Below are 16,322 nucleotides of genomic sequence, written 5' to 3' on the forward strand. Positions count from 1 at the left end.
TTACTTCGCCGCCTGCATCGTCGCCCACCACGTCGCATCGGCTTCAATCTCGCCCTGCAGATTCACGTGGGGGTACGGTAATTTTTTCTGCTTCGCCACTCTGGCCAGCACCGGATAACCGCCTTCAAACAGCAGGCGCTGCTGCTCGTCGTCCGGCAGCATACTGTTCTCGCGTTTGTACATCCCGGCATTTTGCCGCTGACGCTGGGCTTCATACAGAATGAGGGCGGAGGCCACGGAGACGTTCAGCGACTGCACCATGCCGATCATCGGAATGATGATGTCCTGATCCGCCAGATCTAAGGCTTCCTGGGTGATCCCCGTCTTCTCCTGGCCCATCAGAATGCAGGTCGGGCGGGTGTAATCAATTTCACGGAAATCAACGGCTTTGTCGGAAAGGTGGGTCGCCAGAATCTGCATGCCGCGCCCTTTCAGATGCGAAATGGCTTCGCCAATAGTGTTGTGGGCTTTGACCTGTACCCAGCTGTTGCTGCCTGCGGCAGCCGAGGCCATAGGACGCATCCGCGTCCCCTTCCAGACGGCGTGCACTTCATGCACGCCGACGGCATCAGCGGTACGGACGATAGCAGCAACGTTATGAGGTTTATGCACCTGCTCCATGCACACCGTCAGATCGGGCTGACGCCTGGCGAGCATTTCGCAGATCCGGGCATAACGCGTTGAGTTCATAAAACTAGTTTCGGTTACGGGTGACTTTAATGACGTCAGCCATCACGCGGATTTTACGCATGATATTCGCCAGATGCACACGGTCCCGCGCGGTCAGACGAATAAAGGCGCTGTAGACCCGGCCATCTTTCTCTTCCGTATTCAGGCTATGAATATTGGAAGAGGCGGTATTGATCGCCGCGGTCAGGTTCGCCAGCGCGCCCTGGTGGTTGAACATATCTACCTTGATCTCGGTGATAAATTCCTGCTCGGTCTCTTTATCCCACTCGACCGCCATAAACTTCTCTGGCTCTTTCTGATAGCCGCGGATGTTACGACAGGATTCGTGATGGATAACCAGGCCTTTACCCGGGCTGACGTGAGCAATAATCGGGTCACCAGGGATAGGGCGACAGCACTTGGCGAAGGTGATCAGTACGCCGTCGGCGCCCTTGATCGGCAGATGCCCGTGGCTGGTTGATGACGGCTGCGGCACAGAGGTTTCGCCCTGCTGCAGGTTCTTCGCCACCACCACGCTCATTGCGTTACCCAGACCGATCTCCGCCAGCAGATCATCAAGCGAGGCGAGCTTCATACGCTCCAGCTCGTGCTGAATGCTCTCTTTCGGGATCTCAGCCAGCTTGCGGCTACCCCCCAACGCATGGTTGAGCAGACGACGACCCAGGCTGACGGAGTCATCGCGTTTGAGGTTCTTCAGCAGCTGGCGGATCTTGGCGCGCGCTTTCGAGCTCACGACAAAGTTGAGCCACGCCGCGTTCGGACGCGCGCCTGGGGCGGTAATGATTTCTACCGTCTGGCCACTGGTCAACGGCTGTGACAGCGGATACGGCTGCCTGTCGACACGTGCCCCGACGCAGGCATGACCGATATCGGTATGCACGGCGTAGGCGAAGTCGACCGGCGTGGCACCAGCAGGCAGCTCGACAATGCGCCCTTCTGGTGTGAAAACGTAAATCTCATCCGGGAAGAGATCGGATTTAACGCTCTCGATAAATTCAAACGAGCTACCGGCGCTCTGCTGCAGCTCCAGCAGGCTCTGCATCCAGCGCTGGGCGCGGATTTGCGCGGTAGTGCTGGTTTCGCCGTGCTCTTTGTAGGCCCAGTGCGCGGCAACACCCATCTCCGCCATCTGATCCATATCTTCGGTACGAATTTGCACCTCAACCGGCACGCCGTGCGGGCCAATCATCGAAGTGTGCAGAGACTGATATCCGTTCGCTTTTGGAATGGCGATATAGTCTTTCATTCGGCCCGGACGCGGCTTGTACAGGCTGTGCATCTGACCGAGCACGCGATAACAGGTATCGGCGTCATGAACGATCACGCGGAAGGCGTAGATATCCATGATTGAGTGAAAACGCTGCTCTTTAAGCACCATTTTGCAGTAGATGGAGTACAAATGCTTTTCGCGACCGCTGACGCGACAGGGAATACCGGCTTCCTGCAAACGCCCTTCGATTTCCGAGAGGATCTTCTGAATCATCTCTTTACGGTTGCCACGCGCGGCTTTCACCACCTCTTTAATCACGCGGAAGCGGTTCGGGTACAATGCTTCAAAACCCAGCTCTTCCAGCTCGGTTTTAATGTGATGAATACCTAAACGGTGCGCCAGCGGGCTGTAGATTTCGAGGGTTTCACGGGCAATACGGCGACGTTTGTCCGGGCGAAGCGAGCCCAGCGTGCGCATATTGTGGGTACGGTCAGCGAGTTTGATCAGAATGACGCGGATATCCTGCACCATCGCCATGATCATTTTGCGGAAGTTTTCGGCCTGCGCCTCTTTCTTGTCGCGGAAATTCAGCTTATCAAGCTTAGAGACCCCTTCCACCAGTTCAGCAACGCTTTTGCCAAACAGCTGTTCCATATCCTGGTAGGTGGCAGGGGTGTCTTCGATCACGTCATGCAGCAGGGCGGCCATCAGCGTTTCATAGTCGAGTTTCATCTCGGCCAGAATACAGGCCACCGCTACCGGGTGCGTGATATAGGGTTCACCGCTTGAACGTGTCTGACCCTCGTGAGCGTCACGTGCAACGAGATACGCCTGCTGGAGACGTTTAATCTGATCTACCGGCAGGTAGGTTTGAATCAGTTGATTCAGGCTTTCAAACAGATACAAGGGCGACCCGCAGGTTTAATTAACGACGACCTTCAGCAATGGCGGTAACGGCCTGCAGTTCTGCGGCTTCCTGCTCTTGCTGCTCCTGGCGCTCACGAACATCGAGGATCTGGCTGTTGATCAGGCCTTCTTCGATTTCGCGCAGTGCGATAACGGTAGTTTTATCGTTTTCTTCCGGTACCAGTGGATCTTTACCGCCTGACTGCATCTGACGAGCGCGACGCGCGGCGACCAGCACCAGGTCAAAACGGTTACCAATTTTCTCTACAGCGTCCTGAACAGTTACGCGTGCCATACTTAAAATGCTCCACAGATGAAGAAATGACTGGGCATGATACTGAATGTGGGTTCAGTCTGCCAACAGTTTGGTGATTAATGCGTCATGTCGCTGCTTCTGGCGGCTCATACGCAGACGTTCGGCGCGAAGGATAGTTTTGAGATCGCTCAGGGCGGCGTCAAAATCATCATTCACAATCAGGTAATCATATTCGGCGTAATGGCTCATTTCCGCAACTGCCTGGGCCATACGTTTTGCGATAACCTCTTCGCTATCCTGGCCGCGACCACGGAGACGGCGATCCAGCTCATCTTTCGACGGCGGCAAAATAAAAATGCTGCGTGAATCGGGCATTTTCTGGCGAATCTGCTGCGCGCCCTGCCAGTCGATATCCAGGAATACGTTTACGCCAGTCGACAGCACTTGCTCGATGGTTTCACGCGAGGTGCCGTAATAGTTACCGAAGACTTCAGCGTGTTCAAGAAACGCATCTCTGCCAATCATCGTTCTGAATTCGTCGTGATCGACAAAGAAATAGTGTTCACCGTGTACTTCACCCGGACGCGGCGCGCGCGTGGTGTGAGAAACAGAAACCTGCGTATCGTACAACGGTTGGGTTTTTAACAGCGCCTGAATCAGGCTGGATTTACCCGCGCCACTTGGGGCAGAAACAATATAAAGCGTGCCTTGAGCCATGAGAGTCTTTGTATGTTGATAGCGTTGAAGTCCTACATACGGGCTTATTATACACGTCGCCGCTTCGTGACGTAGCCTTTGTCACACTTTTTCCGCATTCCGGTTGATTTTTGCGTACCTTTTTCCGGTTTTATGGGGTGTTTGCTGCAACAAAAATTCAATTCTGAGGTTGCCTCGTAAAGTCGTTTTTTGCTCCTCGCCTGCGGCTGCGCTTCGCGTTATACCCCCTGCAAAACAGGGAGGAGTGACGATGTGGCGATATTTTAGCGTGCTGTTAGCAATCTGGAGCAGTGCCGGTCAGGCGATATGCCCGGTCTGGTCGCCTACCCAGGCAGAGCAGGAGATAGCCAGGCTCAGCGCGCAAATAGCACGCTGGGATAAGGCGTACTGGCAACAGGGCACCAGCGACGTCAATGACGAAGTCTATGACCAGCTGGCGGCAAGGCTTAAACAGTGGCGGCACTGCTTTGGCGATGAACAGGCGGCAGACGTCCTGGTGGCTGCGGGTGGTTCGGTCAGGCACCCGGTCGGCCACACTGGGGTCGCGAAGATAGCCGATAAAACAGCGCTCCGGCAGTGGATGCAGTCGCGTCGCGATCTGTGGATCCAGCCAAAAGTGGATGGCGTGGCGGTCACGCTGGTCTACCGCCAGGGTCAACTGGTGCAGGCCACCAGCCGCGGGGACGGGCTGAAAGGCGAAGACTGGACGGAGAAAGTCAAACGCATCGCCTCGGTTCCCGGGCAGGTAAATGGCCCGCTTGCCAATAGCGTGTTGCAGGGGGAGCTCTTTTTACTGCGCGATAACCATATCCAGAAGCAGATGGGTGGGATGAATGCGCGGGCAAAAGTCGCCGGGACGATGATGCGACACGATTCCGGCGCAGGGCTGGATAGCATCGGTATTTTCATCTGGGCCTGGCCGGACGGACCCGCCTCGATGCCTGAACGGCTACAGGCCTTAACCCAGGCAGGCTTCACCCTTACCGGGTCATGGACGCATAAAGTCAGTTCGCTGGAGGCGGTAGAAAAAATACGCGAACGCTGGTTTACATCGCCCCTGCCGTTTGTGACCGATGGGGTCATCATCCGTTCGGCGCAGGAGCCGGCGGGCAACCGCTGGCTACCTGGCGAAGGCAGTTGGGTCGTGGCGTGGAAATATGAGCCGGTCGCACGGGTTGCCGAAGTTAAGGCCATCAATTTCACCGTGGGGCGGACCGGCAGGATCGCGGTGGTCGCCCTCCTGGAGCCCGTACAGCTTGATGATAAGCAGGTACAGCGCGTAAACCTCGGGTCAGTGGGACGCTGGCAGGCAATGGATATTGCGCCGGGGGATCAGATCCAAATTAGCCTGGCCGGGCAGGGGATCCCGCGAGTGGATAACGTTGTCTGGCGGGGGAGCGATCGCCGCAAACCCGTGCCGCCAGAAACGCGTTTTACCCCGCTCACCTGTTTTTATGCCACGCCGGAGTGCCACGGGCAGTTTATGGCCCGGCTGAAGTGGCTGAGTTCGTCGTCGGTGTTAAATATCGTCGGGCTGGGTGAGGCTGGCTGGCAGACGCTGCATCAGGCGCACCACTTTGAACATCTCTTTTCCTGGCTGGCGCTCACTCAGGAGCAGTTGCAACACACACCCGGCATAACGTCAGAGCGGGGCCTGCGGCTCTGGCATCAATTCAATCTGGTTCGCCGTCAGCCTTTTACCCGCTGGCTGGATGCGCTTGGCGTTCCCCTGCCACGAAGGGCCCTGCGCGCGCTTAGCGATCGGCAGTGGCAGCAGTTACTGGAGAGAGATGCGTTACGCTGGCATCAGGTGCCGGGCATCGGCCCGGAAAAGGCGCGCAGGCTGGTGGATTTTGTTCATCATCCCACCGTTAACGCCCTGGCTTCCTGGCTGGGTGAGCAGGGCGTACAGGGCTTTTAGTGGCTATCGTGGGTGTAATAAAAAACGGGTAATCCCAGTTTCAGACGCAGCGCCAGCATGCGGGCGGTAAAGCCAAATAAGAGCGTGGAGATGATCACCACATCCTGATTGCTTACGTAATGCTGCAAAGCAACATAGAGCACGGCGGAGGCGAAAGAGACGCCAGCGTAGAGTTCTTTCTGAAAGACCAGCGGGATGCGTTTGCAGAACATATCGCGTAGCACGCCGCCAAAGACGCCAGTGATCACCGCCGCGATAGTGGCGATTACCGGGCCCTGGCCCATATCCAGCGCGACCTGGGCGCCAATAATGGAGAATACGATCAGGCCGAGGGCATCCAGCACCAGAAACAGACGGCGCAGATGGGGCATAACCGGGGCGGCAAGGGTGGTCAACACGGCGGCGACGGCCACGATAATCACATATTCAGGATGTTGGACCCAGCCGAGCGGATAGTGGCCCAGCAGGATATCCCGGACGGAGCCGCCACCCAGCGCCGTGGCAGTGGCAATAATAATGACGCCGAAGGTGTCCATACGACGACGTCCGGCGGCGAGGGCGCCGGTCATGGCTTCAGCGGTGATACCGATCAGATACAGGATATGCAGCAGCATGTTACCCCCAGAAATAAGAGCGTCAGGGTAACGTTTTGTGCTCTGGCTCACGATTTACATTTTCTTGTGCGAGCGAATATTCCTTAGATTATCTAATGCAACTTTGGCTTAAATAGGGATATTCCCTGTTTTTAGCATAGATATCGCATTAGATTAATTTGGCCTTTAACGCTACTGGGGGCTAAAAATCTGCCGGAACATTGGCACCAGCATCTTATTCCCGGTTTCGCTGAGGTGGTTATCGTCGAAATACCACTGTTGTAAATTTTTACTGCCCATGCAGCGGCCCGCGGTACAGAGCCAGGCGGTGGGATCGAGCACCTGAACGCCACACTGTTTTGCCGCCCGCGCCTGCGCCTGCAAAATAACGGCGTTTTGTTTGGCGTAAGTCGCGACGGGTATGGATAAGTCGTGCGTGGTTTTACCGGTCATCAGGCGATGAGATAACGTGCGGGGAACGTTTTGCGCCATCTCGGGGATCGGATTCACCAGATAAACAGGACGCGTACTGTTGAGCGAGCATGCCATATCAACGATGGCATCAGAGTACTGACGCAGGTAGTCCTGCTTGTTTTGCTGTCCGGCCCCGAAGGTGACAAGCTGCTTTTCGGCATAGTGCGTCAGGCGGTTCACGATCACCACCGGTACGTCCGGCGCGTAATCCTTCAGCCTTGAGGGGAGAGAGCGGTTAAATTCCCCGCATCGATTGCGCGCCCCCAGCTCACCCCTCGCCAGCGTCGGACAGCCAGAGTAGGTGATCCCGACAACAGAGCCCTTACCTTGCGCTGCTTCCGCCAGCGCGGTTGCGGTGGCTTCCGCATGGCTGTCGCCAATGATGATGGCGACGGGCTTACCTGTGCCATAAGCGCTCAGGTGCGTTTTAGGATTGGCAGCGTAGTTTTTGTTGGTGGCTTCCAGCGCGATTTTGTTGACGAGCGGGTCGGGCTGGCTGACCACGATCTGGTTTTTCACCAGATAGCTGAACAGCCAGGCGACACCCACGCAGGCAAAGAGGATCAACCAGAAAGCGCGGGTTGAACGCTGGCTAAGGTAATTTTTGCCGGGTTGCTCAATCAGCACCCACGACAGCCAGCCGACGGCGAAAGAGAGCGCAATCGCGCTCATGACCCATAGCCCGTTATGCTGCTTTCCGCAGTAGAGCAGAACCACCGCCACAGGCCAGTGCCATAAGTAGACGGAGTACGAGCTCAGCCCCGCCCAGCGAAAATTACGGTCGAACAGGCTTACCAGCGGCTGGTAGTCGCTATAAATCACCAGCATCGCGCCCACGACGGGCAGTAAGGTCAGCGGTCCTGGCCAGGCATGCTCAGCGGTGATGAAAAAGAGAGAAAGCAGGATCAGCGCGTAACCCGCAATTGCCGCAACCGGGCGAAGCATCAACGGCATCCCAAAGCGCTGCGAGGCATACCACACCAGCCCACCGCACAACATCTCCCAGGCGCGATAAGGCATCAGGTAGAAGCTGGTGGCCGCAGCGTTGGGCGTGTGGGTGACACTCACGATAAACGACGCAACGGTGAGTATGGCCAGGCATAAGCCGGTGTTCAGTTTTTTCCTGAGGGGATAGAGCCCCATCATAATGAAGGGTAATACCAGGTAAAATTGCCATTCGACGGACAATGACCAGGTATGTAAAAACCAGTTTTCATGGGAGTCGAGGGAAAAATAGTCCCCGGACTCTTTGTTAAGTTTCAGATTGGATATAAATAAGGCAGCATAGCCAATATAATTTCCGAGTTTCTGGTACTCATTTGTTGGCAACCAGAAAAAGGTCGTCGCGGCGACAATCAGACACATCGCCAGCAGCGCGGGAATTATTCTTTTACAGCGCGCGGCATAAAACTGAATAAGGTTGAAGCTATTTCGCTCAAGGCCTGTGGCGATGATTTTGGTCATCAAGAAGCCGGAGATAACGAAAAACACATCCACGCCAGCGAAACCGCCGGGCAGCAAAGTAGCGGTAAAGTGATAAAACACTACAGAAAGAATGGCTATTCCGCGCAGCAGGTTAATGTCCTGCCGGAAATCGCGGTCAACTGAGAGGCTGGAGGTTTCCTCTAAAGATAAGTTGATGTTTGCCATTATGTTTCCTGAGAGGAAAGATAAGAATATTGAGTGCGGCGTGCATTCTAACAAAAATAGGAAAGGAGTTCTTATATTCTGATGCGCAGGTGGGATTCAGGACATACTTAAAGCCGTTAATTGACAATGGTCCCTTACCGGGACCATTAATAGCGAAAAACGCGCGCTAATGTTTATTCGATATTCTGAATCTGTTCGCGCATCTGCTCAATAAGCACCTTCAGTTCAATCGCAGAGTTAGTGACTTCGGCGTTGATAGACTTGGATGCCAGCGTGTTCGACTCGCGGTTGAATTCCTGCATCATAAAGTCGAGACGACGGCCCACGGCCTCTTTCTTCTTCAGGATGTTGTAGGTCTCTTTGACGTGCGCTTCCAGACGATCCAGTTCTTCCGCCACATCGATACGCTGCGCCATCAGCACCAGTTCCTGTTCGAGACGGTTGTTTTCCAGCTGAACTTCGGCATCTTCCAGTTTGGCGACCAGACGCTCACGCTGCCACTGTAGGATCTCTGGCATATGGGCGCGGACTTTCGCCACTTCGCCGCTTACGCCTTCCAGGCGTTGCTCGATCAGCGCTTTCAACGCCTGACCTTCGGTTTCACGGGCTAAAATGAAATCGTCCAGCGTGCTGTCCAGCGCGGTAAGGATCTCAGCGGTAATGGCGTCCAGATCCTGTTCGCCTGCCGCCATCACGCCAGGCCAGCGCAGAATATCTACCGGGTTGATTTCGCCTTCGTCGCTCTGCATTTTGACCCAGTTAGCGGCGTTCACCAGCTGTTTAGCCAGTTTCTCGTTCAGGATCAGCTCACCTTGCGCGCTCGCATCGGGCTCAAAACGCAGGTTGCATTCAATCTTTCCGCGGGTCAGGCGAGCGCGGATACGCTCACGAACGACAGGCTCAAGGCTGCGGAACTGTTCTGGCATACGGAAATAGGTTTCAAGATAGCGTTGGTTTACCGAGCGCATTTCCCAGGTAGCGCTGCCCCAGCTACCCTTGATTTCACGGCGGGCGTAGGCGGTCATACTGCGGATCATAGACTTTTCCGTTTTCAGAGGAGAGATGGGGGGATTATAGCTTTCGGGGCTTTCTCAGGATAGGAATAAGCGCGTTTAATCCGTATAATGCGCAGCCACATTCGTTTCAAGCCGGAGATATCATCATGCGTCCATCAGGTCGTAGCGCCAACCAGGTGCGCCCCGTCACCCTGACCCGTAACTATACAAAACACGCTGAAGGCTCTGTGCTTGTTGAATTTGGTGACACCAAAGTCCTGTGCACCGCCTCCATTGAAGAAGGCGTACCGCGCTTCCTGAAAGGCCAGGGTCAGGGCTGGATCACTGCTGAGTACGGCATGCTGCCACGCTCCACCCACACCCGTAACGCCCGCGAAGCGGCGAAGGGCAAGCAGGGCGGTCGCACCATGGAGATCCAGCGTCTGATCGCGCGTGCGCTGCGCGCCGCTGTTGATCTGAAAACCTTGGGCGAGTTCACCATCACCCTGGACTGCGACGTGATCCAGGCGGACGGCGGCACCCGTACTGCCTCTATTACCGGAGCCTGTGTGGCGCTGGCCGATGCCCTGAACAAACTGGTTGCGGCCGGTAAACTGAAAGCGAACCCGCTGAAAGGCATGGTGGCAGCGGTATCAGTAGGTATCGTCAATGGTGAAGCACTGTGCGATCTGGAGTACGTTGAAGACTCCGCGGCAGAGACCGACATGAACGTGGTGATGACCGAAGATGGTCGCATCATCGAGGTACAGGGCACGGCAGAAGGCGAGCCGTTTACCCACGAAGAGTTGCTCTCTCTGCTGGCGTTGGCCCGAGAGGGGATCGAATCTATCGTAACGACGCAGAAGGCGGCGTTAGAAAATTGATTTTAAAGGCGACTGATGAGTCGCCTTTTTTTTGCCTGTAAGACAGAAAAGAGAAAGGAGCGAATCCATGAAACCGTATCAGCGCCAGTTTATTGAGTTTGCGCTTAGCAAGCAGGTACTTAAGTTTGGCGAATTTACGCTGAAATCCGGGCGCAAGAGCCCCTATTTCTTTAACGCCGGGCTGTTTAATACCGGGCGCGATCTGGCACTGTTAGGCCGCTTCTATGCCGAAGCGCTGGTGGACTCCGGGATCGAATTCGACCTGCTGTTTGGCCCGGCGTATAAAGGTATTCCGATTGCCACCACCACCGCCGTGGCGCTGGCGGAGCATCACGATCGCGACGTGCCGTACTGCTTTAACCGCAAAGAGGCCAAAACCCACGGCGAAGGCGGTAATCTGGTTGGTAGCGCGTTGCAGGGCCGGGTGATGCTGGTGGACGATGTGATCACCGCAGGCACCGCCATCCGTGAATCGATGGAGATTATCCAGGCGAATAATGCCACGCTTGCGGGCGTGCTGATCTCGCTGGACCGCCAGGAGCGTGGACGTGGCGATATCTCGGCCATTCAGGAAGTGGAGCGTGACTACAACTGCAAAGTGACCTCAATCATCACCCTGAAAGATCTGATTGCCTATCTGGAAGAGAAGCCGGAGATGGCAGAGAGCCTGGCGGCGGTGCGCGCCTATCGCGAAGCGTACGGCGTTTAATGTAAAAGCCCGGTGGCGCTTTGCTTACCGGGCCTACGTAAACCGTAGGCCGGATAAGGCGGCAACAGGGTTACTGCAACTGCGCGGCCACGAGCGGCCAGCGGGCATCAAAATCGTCCGTCGGACGATATTTGAATTCACTGCGCACAAAGCGGGAGAGCATCCCTTCACAGAAAGCCAGAACTTGCCCGGCAAGCAGCGATTCATCCATGGTGAAGCCTTCGCCTTCACGCATTTTCTTTTCGCGTAATACCTGGCGCAGCTGCGCCTCAATACGTTCGAAAAGCTGGTTAATACGCCCCTGCAATCTGTCCTGTTCAAACATCAGCGCGTGGCCGGTCAAGATACGGGTTAACCCCGGATTGCGCTCGCCGAAACCGAGGATCAGCAGGACAATCAGACGCAGCCGTGCGGTGGTGTCTTTTTCATCCTTAAGAATCAGGTTGATACGCGTGATCAGGCTATCTTCGATAAACTCGATCAGGCTGTCGAACATCCGCGTTTTGCTGGGAAAATGACGGTACAGCGCCGCTTCCGACACGCCCACAGAGGCGGCCAGTTTTGCGGTGGTGATGCGTTGACTGCCATCGCTGGATTCAAGCATCAGAGCCAGAGATTGAAGTATTTCTTCGCGACGATTCCTTTTCGCTGTTTGTTTTTCTGCCATGTTACAAAATACCCCTGAAAATAATCACTTGTCAGGCTGACGTCCACACAACGACCGCAAACGGATGTTTGCGGTTTGTTATTACGTTATGCGTTGTGGGATGCGTATAGCCGGGTTTATTTACGCCCGGAATGGCCGAAGCCGCCTTCGCCGCGCTCGGTCGCGTCGAAATCTTCTACCAGATTAAATTCAGCCTGTACCACCGGGACGAACACCATCTGGGCAACACGCTCGCCGGGTTGAATGGTGAAGCTCTCCTGGCCACGGTTCCAGACAGAAACCATCAGTTGACCCTGATAGTCAGAATCGATAAGACCCACCAGATTGCCCAGCACAATACCATGCTTATGGCCCAGGCCGGAACGCGGCAGGATCACCGCCGCCAGAGAGGCGTCGGCAATGTGGATCGCAAGGCCGGTCGGCAGCAGCGTGGTAGCGCCGGGTGCCAGTTCTACGGCGTCGTCGAGGCAGGCACGCAGGTCAAGACCGGCAGAGCCGGAAGTGGCATAGGTCGGCAGTGGAAATTGCTGACCAACACGCGGGTCCAGAATCTTAACGTCGATTTTTTTCATCATAACGGGTAACGATCTCGTCCAGTAATTGTTGGCCCAGGAGTTCCTTGCGCTCAAGCGGTAAGACTTTATCTCCATCCTGCCAGAAAAGGTGCAATGCGTTGCTGTCGCTGTTGAATCCTTGTGAGGCCAGCGATACGTCGTTCGCGCAAATCAAATCGAGGTTTTTGCGGGTACGTTTTTGCCGGGCATATTCTTCCACATTATTCGTTTCAGCGGCAAACCCAACGACGTAAGGGCGGCGATCTTTTAATGCCGCGACCCCGGCTACGATATCGGGGTTTTTCACCATTTTTATCGTAATTTCATCGCCTTGCTTTTTGATTTTCTCATCGGCTATGGCTGCAGCACGGTAGTCCGCCACGGCAGCACAGCCGATAAAAATCTGCTGCTGCTGCGCATGGGTCTGAACCGCGGCGTCCATTTCCAGCGCGGTAGTGACGTCGATGCGCTGCACCCCAGGAGGCGTTGGCAGCGAAACCGGGCCGCTCACCAGCGTCACCTTTGCCCCGCGCGACGCGGCGGCGGCGGCAATCGCAAAGCCCATCTTGCCGGAGCTTTGGTTGGTGATATAGCGCACCGGATCCAGCGGTTCACGCGTCGGACCCGCGGTAATCATGATGTTGAGATGTTGCAGATCGTTGACAGGTGAAAAATAGCTCGCGGCCAGATCCACAATCGCCAGCGGATCCAGCATACGGCCCGGACCCACATCGCCACAGGCCTGGCTGCCGCTGTCCGGCCCCCAAATTAACAGCCCGCGAGAGGCGAGAGTCGTCAGGTTATGCTGCGTTGCCGCGTTGCGGTACATCTGCTGGTTCATGGCCGGGACCACGGCGACGGGCGCCGGCGTGGCAAGGCAGATAGTGGTAACCAGGTCGTTAGCCATGCCGGCGGCCACGCGGGCGATGAGATCGGCGGTGGCGGGGGCGAGGATAACTAAATCGGCCCATTTACCCAGCTCGATATGGCCCATTGCGGCTTCTGCCGCCGGATCGAGCAGGCTGTCCGACACCGGGTAGCCTGAAACGGCCTGCAGGCTCAGCGGCGTAATGAACGCTTTGCCCCCTTCGGTTATTGCCACCCGCACGTCCGCTCCGCGATCGCGTAAACGGCGCACCAGTTCCGGCGTTTTATAGGCTGCAATGCCGCCGCTCACGCCAAGAACAATTTTTTTACCGGCCAGGCTCATCATGATTCTTTCCTGTTGGGTTCAGCTGAGAGGCGGGCATTTTATCACAATCCGAAAAGCATCGTGCTGTTGTCCATCCGCCACTTTGCGAGGCGTTACGCAATACGAAAAACAGAGCCTCGTGAGGCGTCAGGCGCTGTGGCAGCATAGCGGGGTGATGGAGAAGGAGAGGGTATGAAGACACTATCCCCGCTGCTGCCGCGGGAGAAAATGCTACGGGATGGCGCGACGTTACTGACGGACGAAGAGCTGCTGGCGCTGTTCCTGCGTACCGGGACGCGGAGTAAAAACGTGTTCGTGCTTGCCAGAGATCTGTTGCAGCATTTCGGCTCGCTGCATGGTTTGTTATCCGCAGAGATGAAGGATTTCAGGCAGGTCGAGGGAATTGGCCTGGCGACATTCGCCCAGCTGAAAGGGATTGCTGAGCTCGCCCGCCGCTACTATTGCTCGGGGATTCAGGGCATCAACCCGCTGAAAGATCCGCAGATGACCCAGGAGTTTGTGCGTAGCCAGCTGGCGGAGGAGGAGCGCGAAATCTTTATGGTCATCTTCCTCGATAACCAAAACCGGGTGCTGAACCACAGCCGGTTATTTTCGGGAACCCTGCGCCACGTTGAGGTGCATCCCCGGGAAATTGTGCGCGAAGCGATAAAAGTGAATGCCGCGGGCGTGATCCTCGCGCATAATCACCCCTCAGGGCGCGCCGAACCGAGCAAAGCCGACAGAGACGTGACCGCACGCATCATGAAATGCTGTCAATTCATGGACATTTGTGTTCTTGATCATCTGGTGATAGGCCGCGGAGAGTACGTTTCGTTTGCCGAACGTGGGTGGATTTAAGCCATTTCTCGCGATCCATCGGGATCTTTGTCTGTTCGGGACTTGAGCACATCCGCGAGTCAGCGTATACTACGCCACCTTTGAGAATCTCGGGTTTGGCATTTGGGCCTGGCAATCGATGGTTCACTTAGAATCGCGATGACCGGGCTGTAAAGCCTGACGAGGCGCCGATACCCCATACGAAGCTCGAGCTAATTTGATTTTTGGAGAATAGACATGTCCCGAGTCTGCCAAGTTACTGGCAAGCGTCCGGTGACCGGTAACAACCGTTCCCACGCACTGAACGCGACTAAACGCCGTTTCCTGCCGAACCTGCACTCTCACCGTTTCTGGGTTGAGAGCGAGAAGCGTTTTGTCACCCTGCGCGTATCTGCTAAAGGTATGCGTGTAATTGATAAGAAAGGCATCGATACAGTTCTGTCTGAACTGCGTGCCCGTGGCGAAAAGTACTAAGTACTTAAAGAGGAAATAAATCATGGCTAAAGGTATTCGCGAGAAAATCAAGCTGGTTTCTTCTGCTGGTACAGGTCACTTCTACACCACCACGAAGAACAAACGTACTAAGCCGGAAAAACTGGAACTGAAAAAGTTCGATCCAGTTGTACGCCAGCACGTTATGTACAAAGAAGCTAAAATCAAATAATTTTAGATTCCTTGTATTGAAAAACCCCGCATCTGCGGGGTTTTTTGCATTCTGCATCTCAACGGAGGAACCATGCCTGAATTACCTGAGGTAGAGACCAGCCGCCGTGGCATTGAGCCTCATCTGGTCGGTGCGACCATTCTTCACGCTGTTGTCCGTAACGGTCGTCTTCGCTGGCCGGTTTCTGACGAGATCCATGCGCTGAGCGATAAACCGGTTCTCAGCGTACAGCGCCGCGCGAAGTACCTGCTGCTTGAGTTGCCTGACGGCTGGATCATCATCCACCTGGGGATGTCCGGGAGCCTGCGCATCCTCAGCGAAGAGCTGCCCCCAGAAAAACACGACCACGTTGACCTGGTGATGAGCAACGGCAAAGTGCTGCGCTATACCGATCCGCGTCGTTTTGGCGCCTGGCTGTGGACCAAAGAGCTGGAAGGGCATAACGTGCTGGCGCACCTGGGGCCGGAGCCGCTCTCAGACGCGTTTAATGCGGAGTACCTGAAGGCGAAGTGCGCGAAGAAGAAAACCGCCATTAAACCCTGGCTGATGGATAACAAGCTGGTGGTCGGCGTGGGCAATATCTACGCCAGCGAATCGCTGTTTGCCGCCGGGATCCATCCCGATCGGTTAGCCTCATCGCTGTCGGCGCAGGAGTGTGAGCTGCTGGTGCGGGTGATCAAAGCCGTATTGCTGCGTTCGATTGAGCAGGGCGGAACCACCCTGAAAGACTTCCTGCAAAGCGACGGCAAGCCCGGCTACTTTGCTCAGGAGCTGCAGGTCTATGGTCGTAAAGACGAGCCGTGTCGGGTCTGTGGCACACCGATTGTGGCAACGAAGCATGCCCAGCGGGCAACGTTCTATTGCCGTCAGTGCCAGAAATGATGCGGAGGCCCGGTAAGCGCAGCGCCACCGGGCAAAACACTTATTTCAGCTTGTCCATCAGCGCCTGATGCACGCTGGCGGGTAAGAAATGGGTGACGTCACCTGCATGGCGCGCCACCTCTTTCACCAGGGTAGAAGAGATAAACGACCACTCTTTGGATGGCATCAGGAAGACGCTTTCCAGCTCGGGCATCAGATGGCGGTTCATATGCGCCAGCTGCATCTCATATTCAAAATCGGCCACCGCGCGCAGTCCGCGAATTAAGATATTGGCCTGCTGAGCGCGGGCAAAGTTCGCCATCAGGTCGCTAAAGCCCACCACGTCGACATTGGGCAGATGCGCCGTTGCGGCTTTCGCCAGCGTAACCCGCTCATCAAGATCGAACAGGGGCTTTTTGCTGGGGCTGGCGGCAATCGCCAGAATCACCGTGTCAAACATGCTTGCGGCACGCGTGACGATATCGATATGGCCGTTGGTGACAGGATCAAAGGTACCCGGATAAATCGCTTTTGTGCTCATG

Annotated in this window: 18 protein-coding genes; 7 read left to right on the plus strand and 11 right to left on the minus strand. The window is 55.7% G+C overall.

Features of this window, described 5'->3' with window-relative positions; translation table 11 throughout:
• Genes trmH through gmk form a run of 4 tightly spaced genes read right to left on the minus strand, consistent with a single transcriptional unit; the run spans position 1 to position 3,779 of the window.
• The gene (gene trmH / locus C3406_RS19005) at positions 1-690 is read right to left on the minus strand and encodes a tRNA (guanosine(18)-2'-O)-methyltransferase TrmH (RefSeq protein WP_103177695.1); all 690 of its coding nucleotides are present in this window, start codon (positions 688-690) and stop codon (positions 1-3) included.
• Positions 691-694: 4 nt separating this feature from the next.
• Positions 695-2,806 (minus strand): bifunctional GTP diphosphokinase/guanosine-3',5'-bis pyrophosphate 3'-pyrophosphohydrolase, encoded by a 2,112-nt coding sequence (spoT, locus tag C3406_RS19010; RefSeq protein ID WP_103177696.1) that lies wholly within the window; start codon positions 2,804-2,806, stop codon positions 695-697.
• Positions 2,807-2,825: 19 nt separating this feature from the next.
• Positions 2,826-3,101 (minus strand): DNA-directed RNA polymerase subunit omega, encoded by a 276-nt coding sequence (gene rpoZ / locus C3406_RS19015; RefSeq protein ID WP_039030179.1) that lies wholly within the window; start codon positions 3,099-3,101, stop codon positions 2,826-2,828.
• Positions 3,102-3,155: 54 nt separating this feature from the next.
• A complete protein-coding gene (gene gmk / locus C3406_RS19020) occupies positions 3,156-3,779 on the minus strand; it encodes a guanylate kinase (RefSeq protein WP_103177697.1) in 624 nt (207 codons plus the stop codon).
• A gap of 250 nt (positions 3,780-4,029) precedes the next feature.
• Here gmk and ligB point away from each other — a divergent pair, with 250 nt between their 5' ends.
• Entirely contained in the window at positions 4,030-5,700 is a 1,671-nt protein-coding gene (ligB, locus tag C3406_RS19025; RefSeq protein ID WP_103824303.1) for an NAD-dependent DNA ligase LigB, read from the plus strand.
• Here ligB and C3406_RS19030 read toward each other — a convergent pair.
• The 3 genes from C3406_RS19030 to C3406_RS19040 form a co-directional block, all read right to left on the minus strand.
• Positions 5,697-6,314: a trimeric intracellular cation channel family protein gene (locus C3406_RS19030; RefSeq protein ID WP_103824304.1), complete on the minus strand. Its 618-nt coding sequence runs from the start codon at positions 6,312-6,314 to the stop codon at positions 5,697-5,699. The two genes, ligB and C3406_RS19030, sit on opposite strands and share 4 nt — an antisense overlap.
• 171 nt (positions 6,315-6,485) lie before the next feature.
• Positions 6,486-8,417, minus strand: a complete 1,932-nt coding sequence (locus C3406_RS19035; RefSeq protein ID WP_103824305.1) for an acyltransferase family protein — start codon at positions 8,415-8,417, stop codon at positions 6,486-6,488.
• 173 nt (positions 8,418-8,590) lie between these two features.
• A complete protein-coding gene (locus C3406_RS19040) occupies positions 8,591-9,454 on the minus strand; it encodes a YicC/YloC family endoribonuclease (RefSeq protein ID WP_103177713.1) in 864 nt (287 codons plus the stop codon).
• Positions 9,455-9,579: 125 nt separating this feature from the next.
• On the opposite strand from C3406_RS19040, the gene rph reads away from it, so the two are divergent.
• Positions 9,580-10,296 (plus strand): ribonuclease PH, encoded by a 717-nt coding sequence (gene rph / locus C3406_RS19045; protein ID WP_103177714.1) that lies wholly within the window; start codon positions 9,580-9,582, stop codon positions 10,294-10,296.
• Positions 10,297-10,363: 67 nt separating this feature from the next.
• Positions 10,364-11,005, plus strand: coding sequence for an orotate phosphoribosyltransferase (gene pyrE / locus C3406_RS19050; RefSeq protein ID WP_103824306.1), 642 nt, complete (start codon positions 10,364-10,366; stop codon positions 11,003-11,005).
• 70 nt (positions 11,006-11,075) lie between these two features.
• Here pyrE and slmA read toward each other — a convergent pair whose 3' ends face one another.
• From slmA to coaBC, 3 genes are all read right to left on the minus strand, one after another.
• On the minus strand, positions 11,076-11,672 hold the full coding sequence (slmA, locus tag C3406_RS19055) for a nucleoid occlusion factor SlmA (RefSeq protein WP_103824307.1): 597 nt from the start codon (positions 11,670-11,672) through the stop codon (positions 11,076-11,078).
• 116 nt (positions 11,673-11,788) lie between these two features.
• Positions 11,789-12,247, minus strand: a complete 459-nt coding sequence (gene dut / locus C3406_RS19060; RefSeq protein WP_199182743.1) for a dUTP diphosphatase — start codon at positions 12,245-12,247, stop codon at positions 11,789-11,791.
• A complete protein-coding gene (gene coaBC, locus C3406_RS19065) occupies positions 12,225-13,436 on the minus strand; it encodes a bifunctional phosphopantothenoylcysteine decarboxylase/phosphopantothenate--cysteine ligase CoaBC (RefSeq protein ID WP_199182744.1) in 1,212 nt (403 codons plus the stop codon). The genes dut and coaBC overlap by 23 nt, the downstream gene beginning before the upstream one ends.
• Before the next feature lie 174 nt (positions 13,437-13,610).
• Here coaBC and radC point away from each other — a divergent pair, with 174 nt between their 5' ends.
• The 4 genes from radC (at position 13,611) to mutM (ending at position 15,801) form a co-directional block, all read left to right on the plus strand.
• Positions 13,611-14,276 carry a RadC family protein gene (gene radC / locus C3406_RS19070; RefSeq protein WP_103824309.1) on the plus strand — a complete coding sequence of 222 codons (666 nt, stop codon included), beginning with the start codon at positions 13,611-13,613 and terminating at the stop codon, positions 14,274-14,276.
• Between the two features lie 216 nt (positions 14,277-14,492).
• Positions 14,493-14,729 carry a 50S ribosomal protein L28 gene (rpmB, locus tag C3406_RS19075; protein WP_002436699.1) on the plus strand — a complete coding sequence of 79 codons (237 nt, stop codon included), beginning with the start codon at positions 14,493-14,495 and terminating at the stop codon, positions 14,727-14,729.
• Positions 14,730-14,751: 22 nt separating this feature from the next.
• Positions 14,752-14,919 carry a 50S ribosomal protein L33 gene (rpmG, locus tag C3406_RS19080; protein ID WP_013094893.1) on the plus strand — a complete coding sequence of 56 codons (168 nt, stop codon included), beginning with the start codon at positions 14,752-14,754 and terminating at the stop codon, positions 14,917-14,919.
• A gap of 72 nt (positions 14,920-14,991) precedes the next feature.
• Positions 14,992-15,801, plus strand: a complete 810-nt coding sequence (gene mutM / locus C3406_RS19085) for a bifunctional DNA-formamidopyrimidine glycosylase/DNA-(apurinic or apyrimidinic site) lyase (protein WP_103824310.1) — start codon at positions 14,992-14,994, stop codon at positions 15,799-15,801.
• A gap of 40 nt (positions 15,802-15,841) precedes the next feature.
• Here mutM and coaD read toward each other — a convergent pair whose 3' ends face one another.
• Complete coding sequence (gene coaD / locus C3406_RS19090; protein ID WP_103824311.1) at positions 15,842-16,321, minus strand: pantetheine-phosphate adenylyltransferase; 480 nt, start codon at positions 16,319-16,321, stop codon at positions 15,842-15,844.
• Between the last annotated feature and the right edge of the window lies 1 nt (position 16,322).

Origin of the sequence: Leclercia sp. LSNIH8, from assembly GCF_002920195.1 — a bacterium.
GTDB lineage: Bacteria > Pseudomonadota > Gammaproteobacteria > Enterobacterales > Enterobacteriaceae > Enterobacter.

Coding starts and splice junctions, on each gene's coding strand:
- rph (WP_103177714.1), top strand. CDS start 9,580: ATGCGTCCATCAGGTCGTAGCGCCAACCAGGTGCGCCCCGTCACCCTG.
- C3406_RS19030 (WP_103824304.1), bottom strand. CDS start 6,314: ATGCTGCTGCATATCCTGTATCTGATCGGTATCACCGCTGAAGCCATG.
- rpmG (WP_013094893.1), top strand. CDS start 14,752: ATGGCTAAAGGTATTCGCGAGAAAATCAAGCTGGTTTCTTCTGCTGGT.
- gmk (WP_103177697.1), bottom strand. CDS start 3,779: ATGGCTCAAGGCACGCTTTATATTGTTTCTGCCCCAAGTGGCGCGGGT.
- rpoZ (WP_039030179.1), bottom strand. CDS start 3,101: ATGGCACGCGTAACTGTTCAGGACGCTGTAGAGAAAATTGGTAACCGT.
- radC (WP_103824309.1), top strand. CDS start 13,611: ATGAAGACACTATCCCCGCTGCTGCCGCGGGAGAAAATGCTACGGGAT.
- dut (WP_199182743.1), bottom strand. CDS start 12,247: ATGATGAAAAAAATCGACGTTAAGATTCTGGACCCGCGTGTTGGTCAG.
- coaD (WP_103824311.1), bottom strand. CDS start 16,321: ATGAGCACAAAAGCGATTTATCCGGGTACCTTTGATCCTGTCACCAAC.
- coaBC (WP_199182744.1), bottom strand. CDS start 13,436: ATGAGCCTGGCCGGTAAAAAAATTGTTCTTGGCGTGAGCGGCGGCATT.
- slmA (WP_103824307.1), bottom strand. CDS start 11,672: ATGGCAGAAAAACAAACAGCGAAAAGGAATCGTCGCGAAGAAATACTT.
- mutM (WP_103824310.1), top strand. CDS start 14,992: ATGCCTGAATTACCTGAGGTAGAGACCAGCCGCCGTGGCATTGAGCCT.
- C3406_RS19035 (WP_103824305.1), bottom strand. CDS start 8,417: ATGGCAAACATCAACTTATCTTTAGAGGAAACCTCCAGCCTCTCAGTT.
- trmH (WP_103177695.1), bottom strand. CDS start 690: ATGAACTCAACGCGTTATGCCCGGATCTGCGAAATGCTCGCCAGGCGT.
- ligB (WP_103824303.1), top strand. CDS start 4,030: ATGTGGCGATATTTTAGCGTGCTGTTAGCAATCTGGAGCAGTGCCGGT.
- rpmB (WP_002436699.1), top strand. CDS start 14,493: ATGTCCCGAGTCTGCCAAGTTACTGGCAAGCGTCCGGTGACCGGTAAC.
- C3406_RS19040 (WP_103177713.1), bottom strand. CDS start 9,454: ATGATCCGCAGTATGACCGCCTACGCCCGCCGTGAAATCAAGGGTAGC.
- pyrE (WP_103824306.1), top strand. CDS start 10,364: ATGAAACCGTATCAGCGCCAGTTTATTGAGTTTGCGCTTAGCAAGCAG.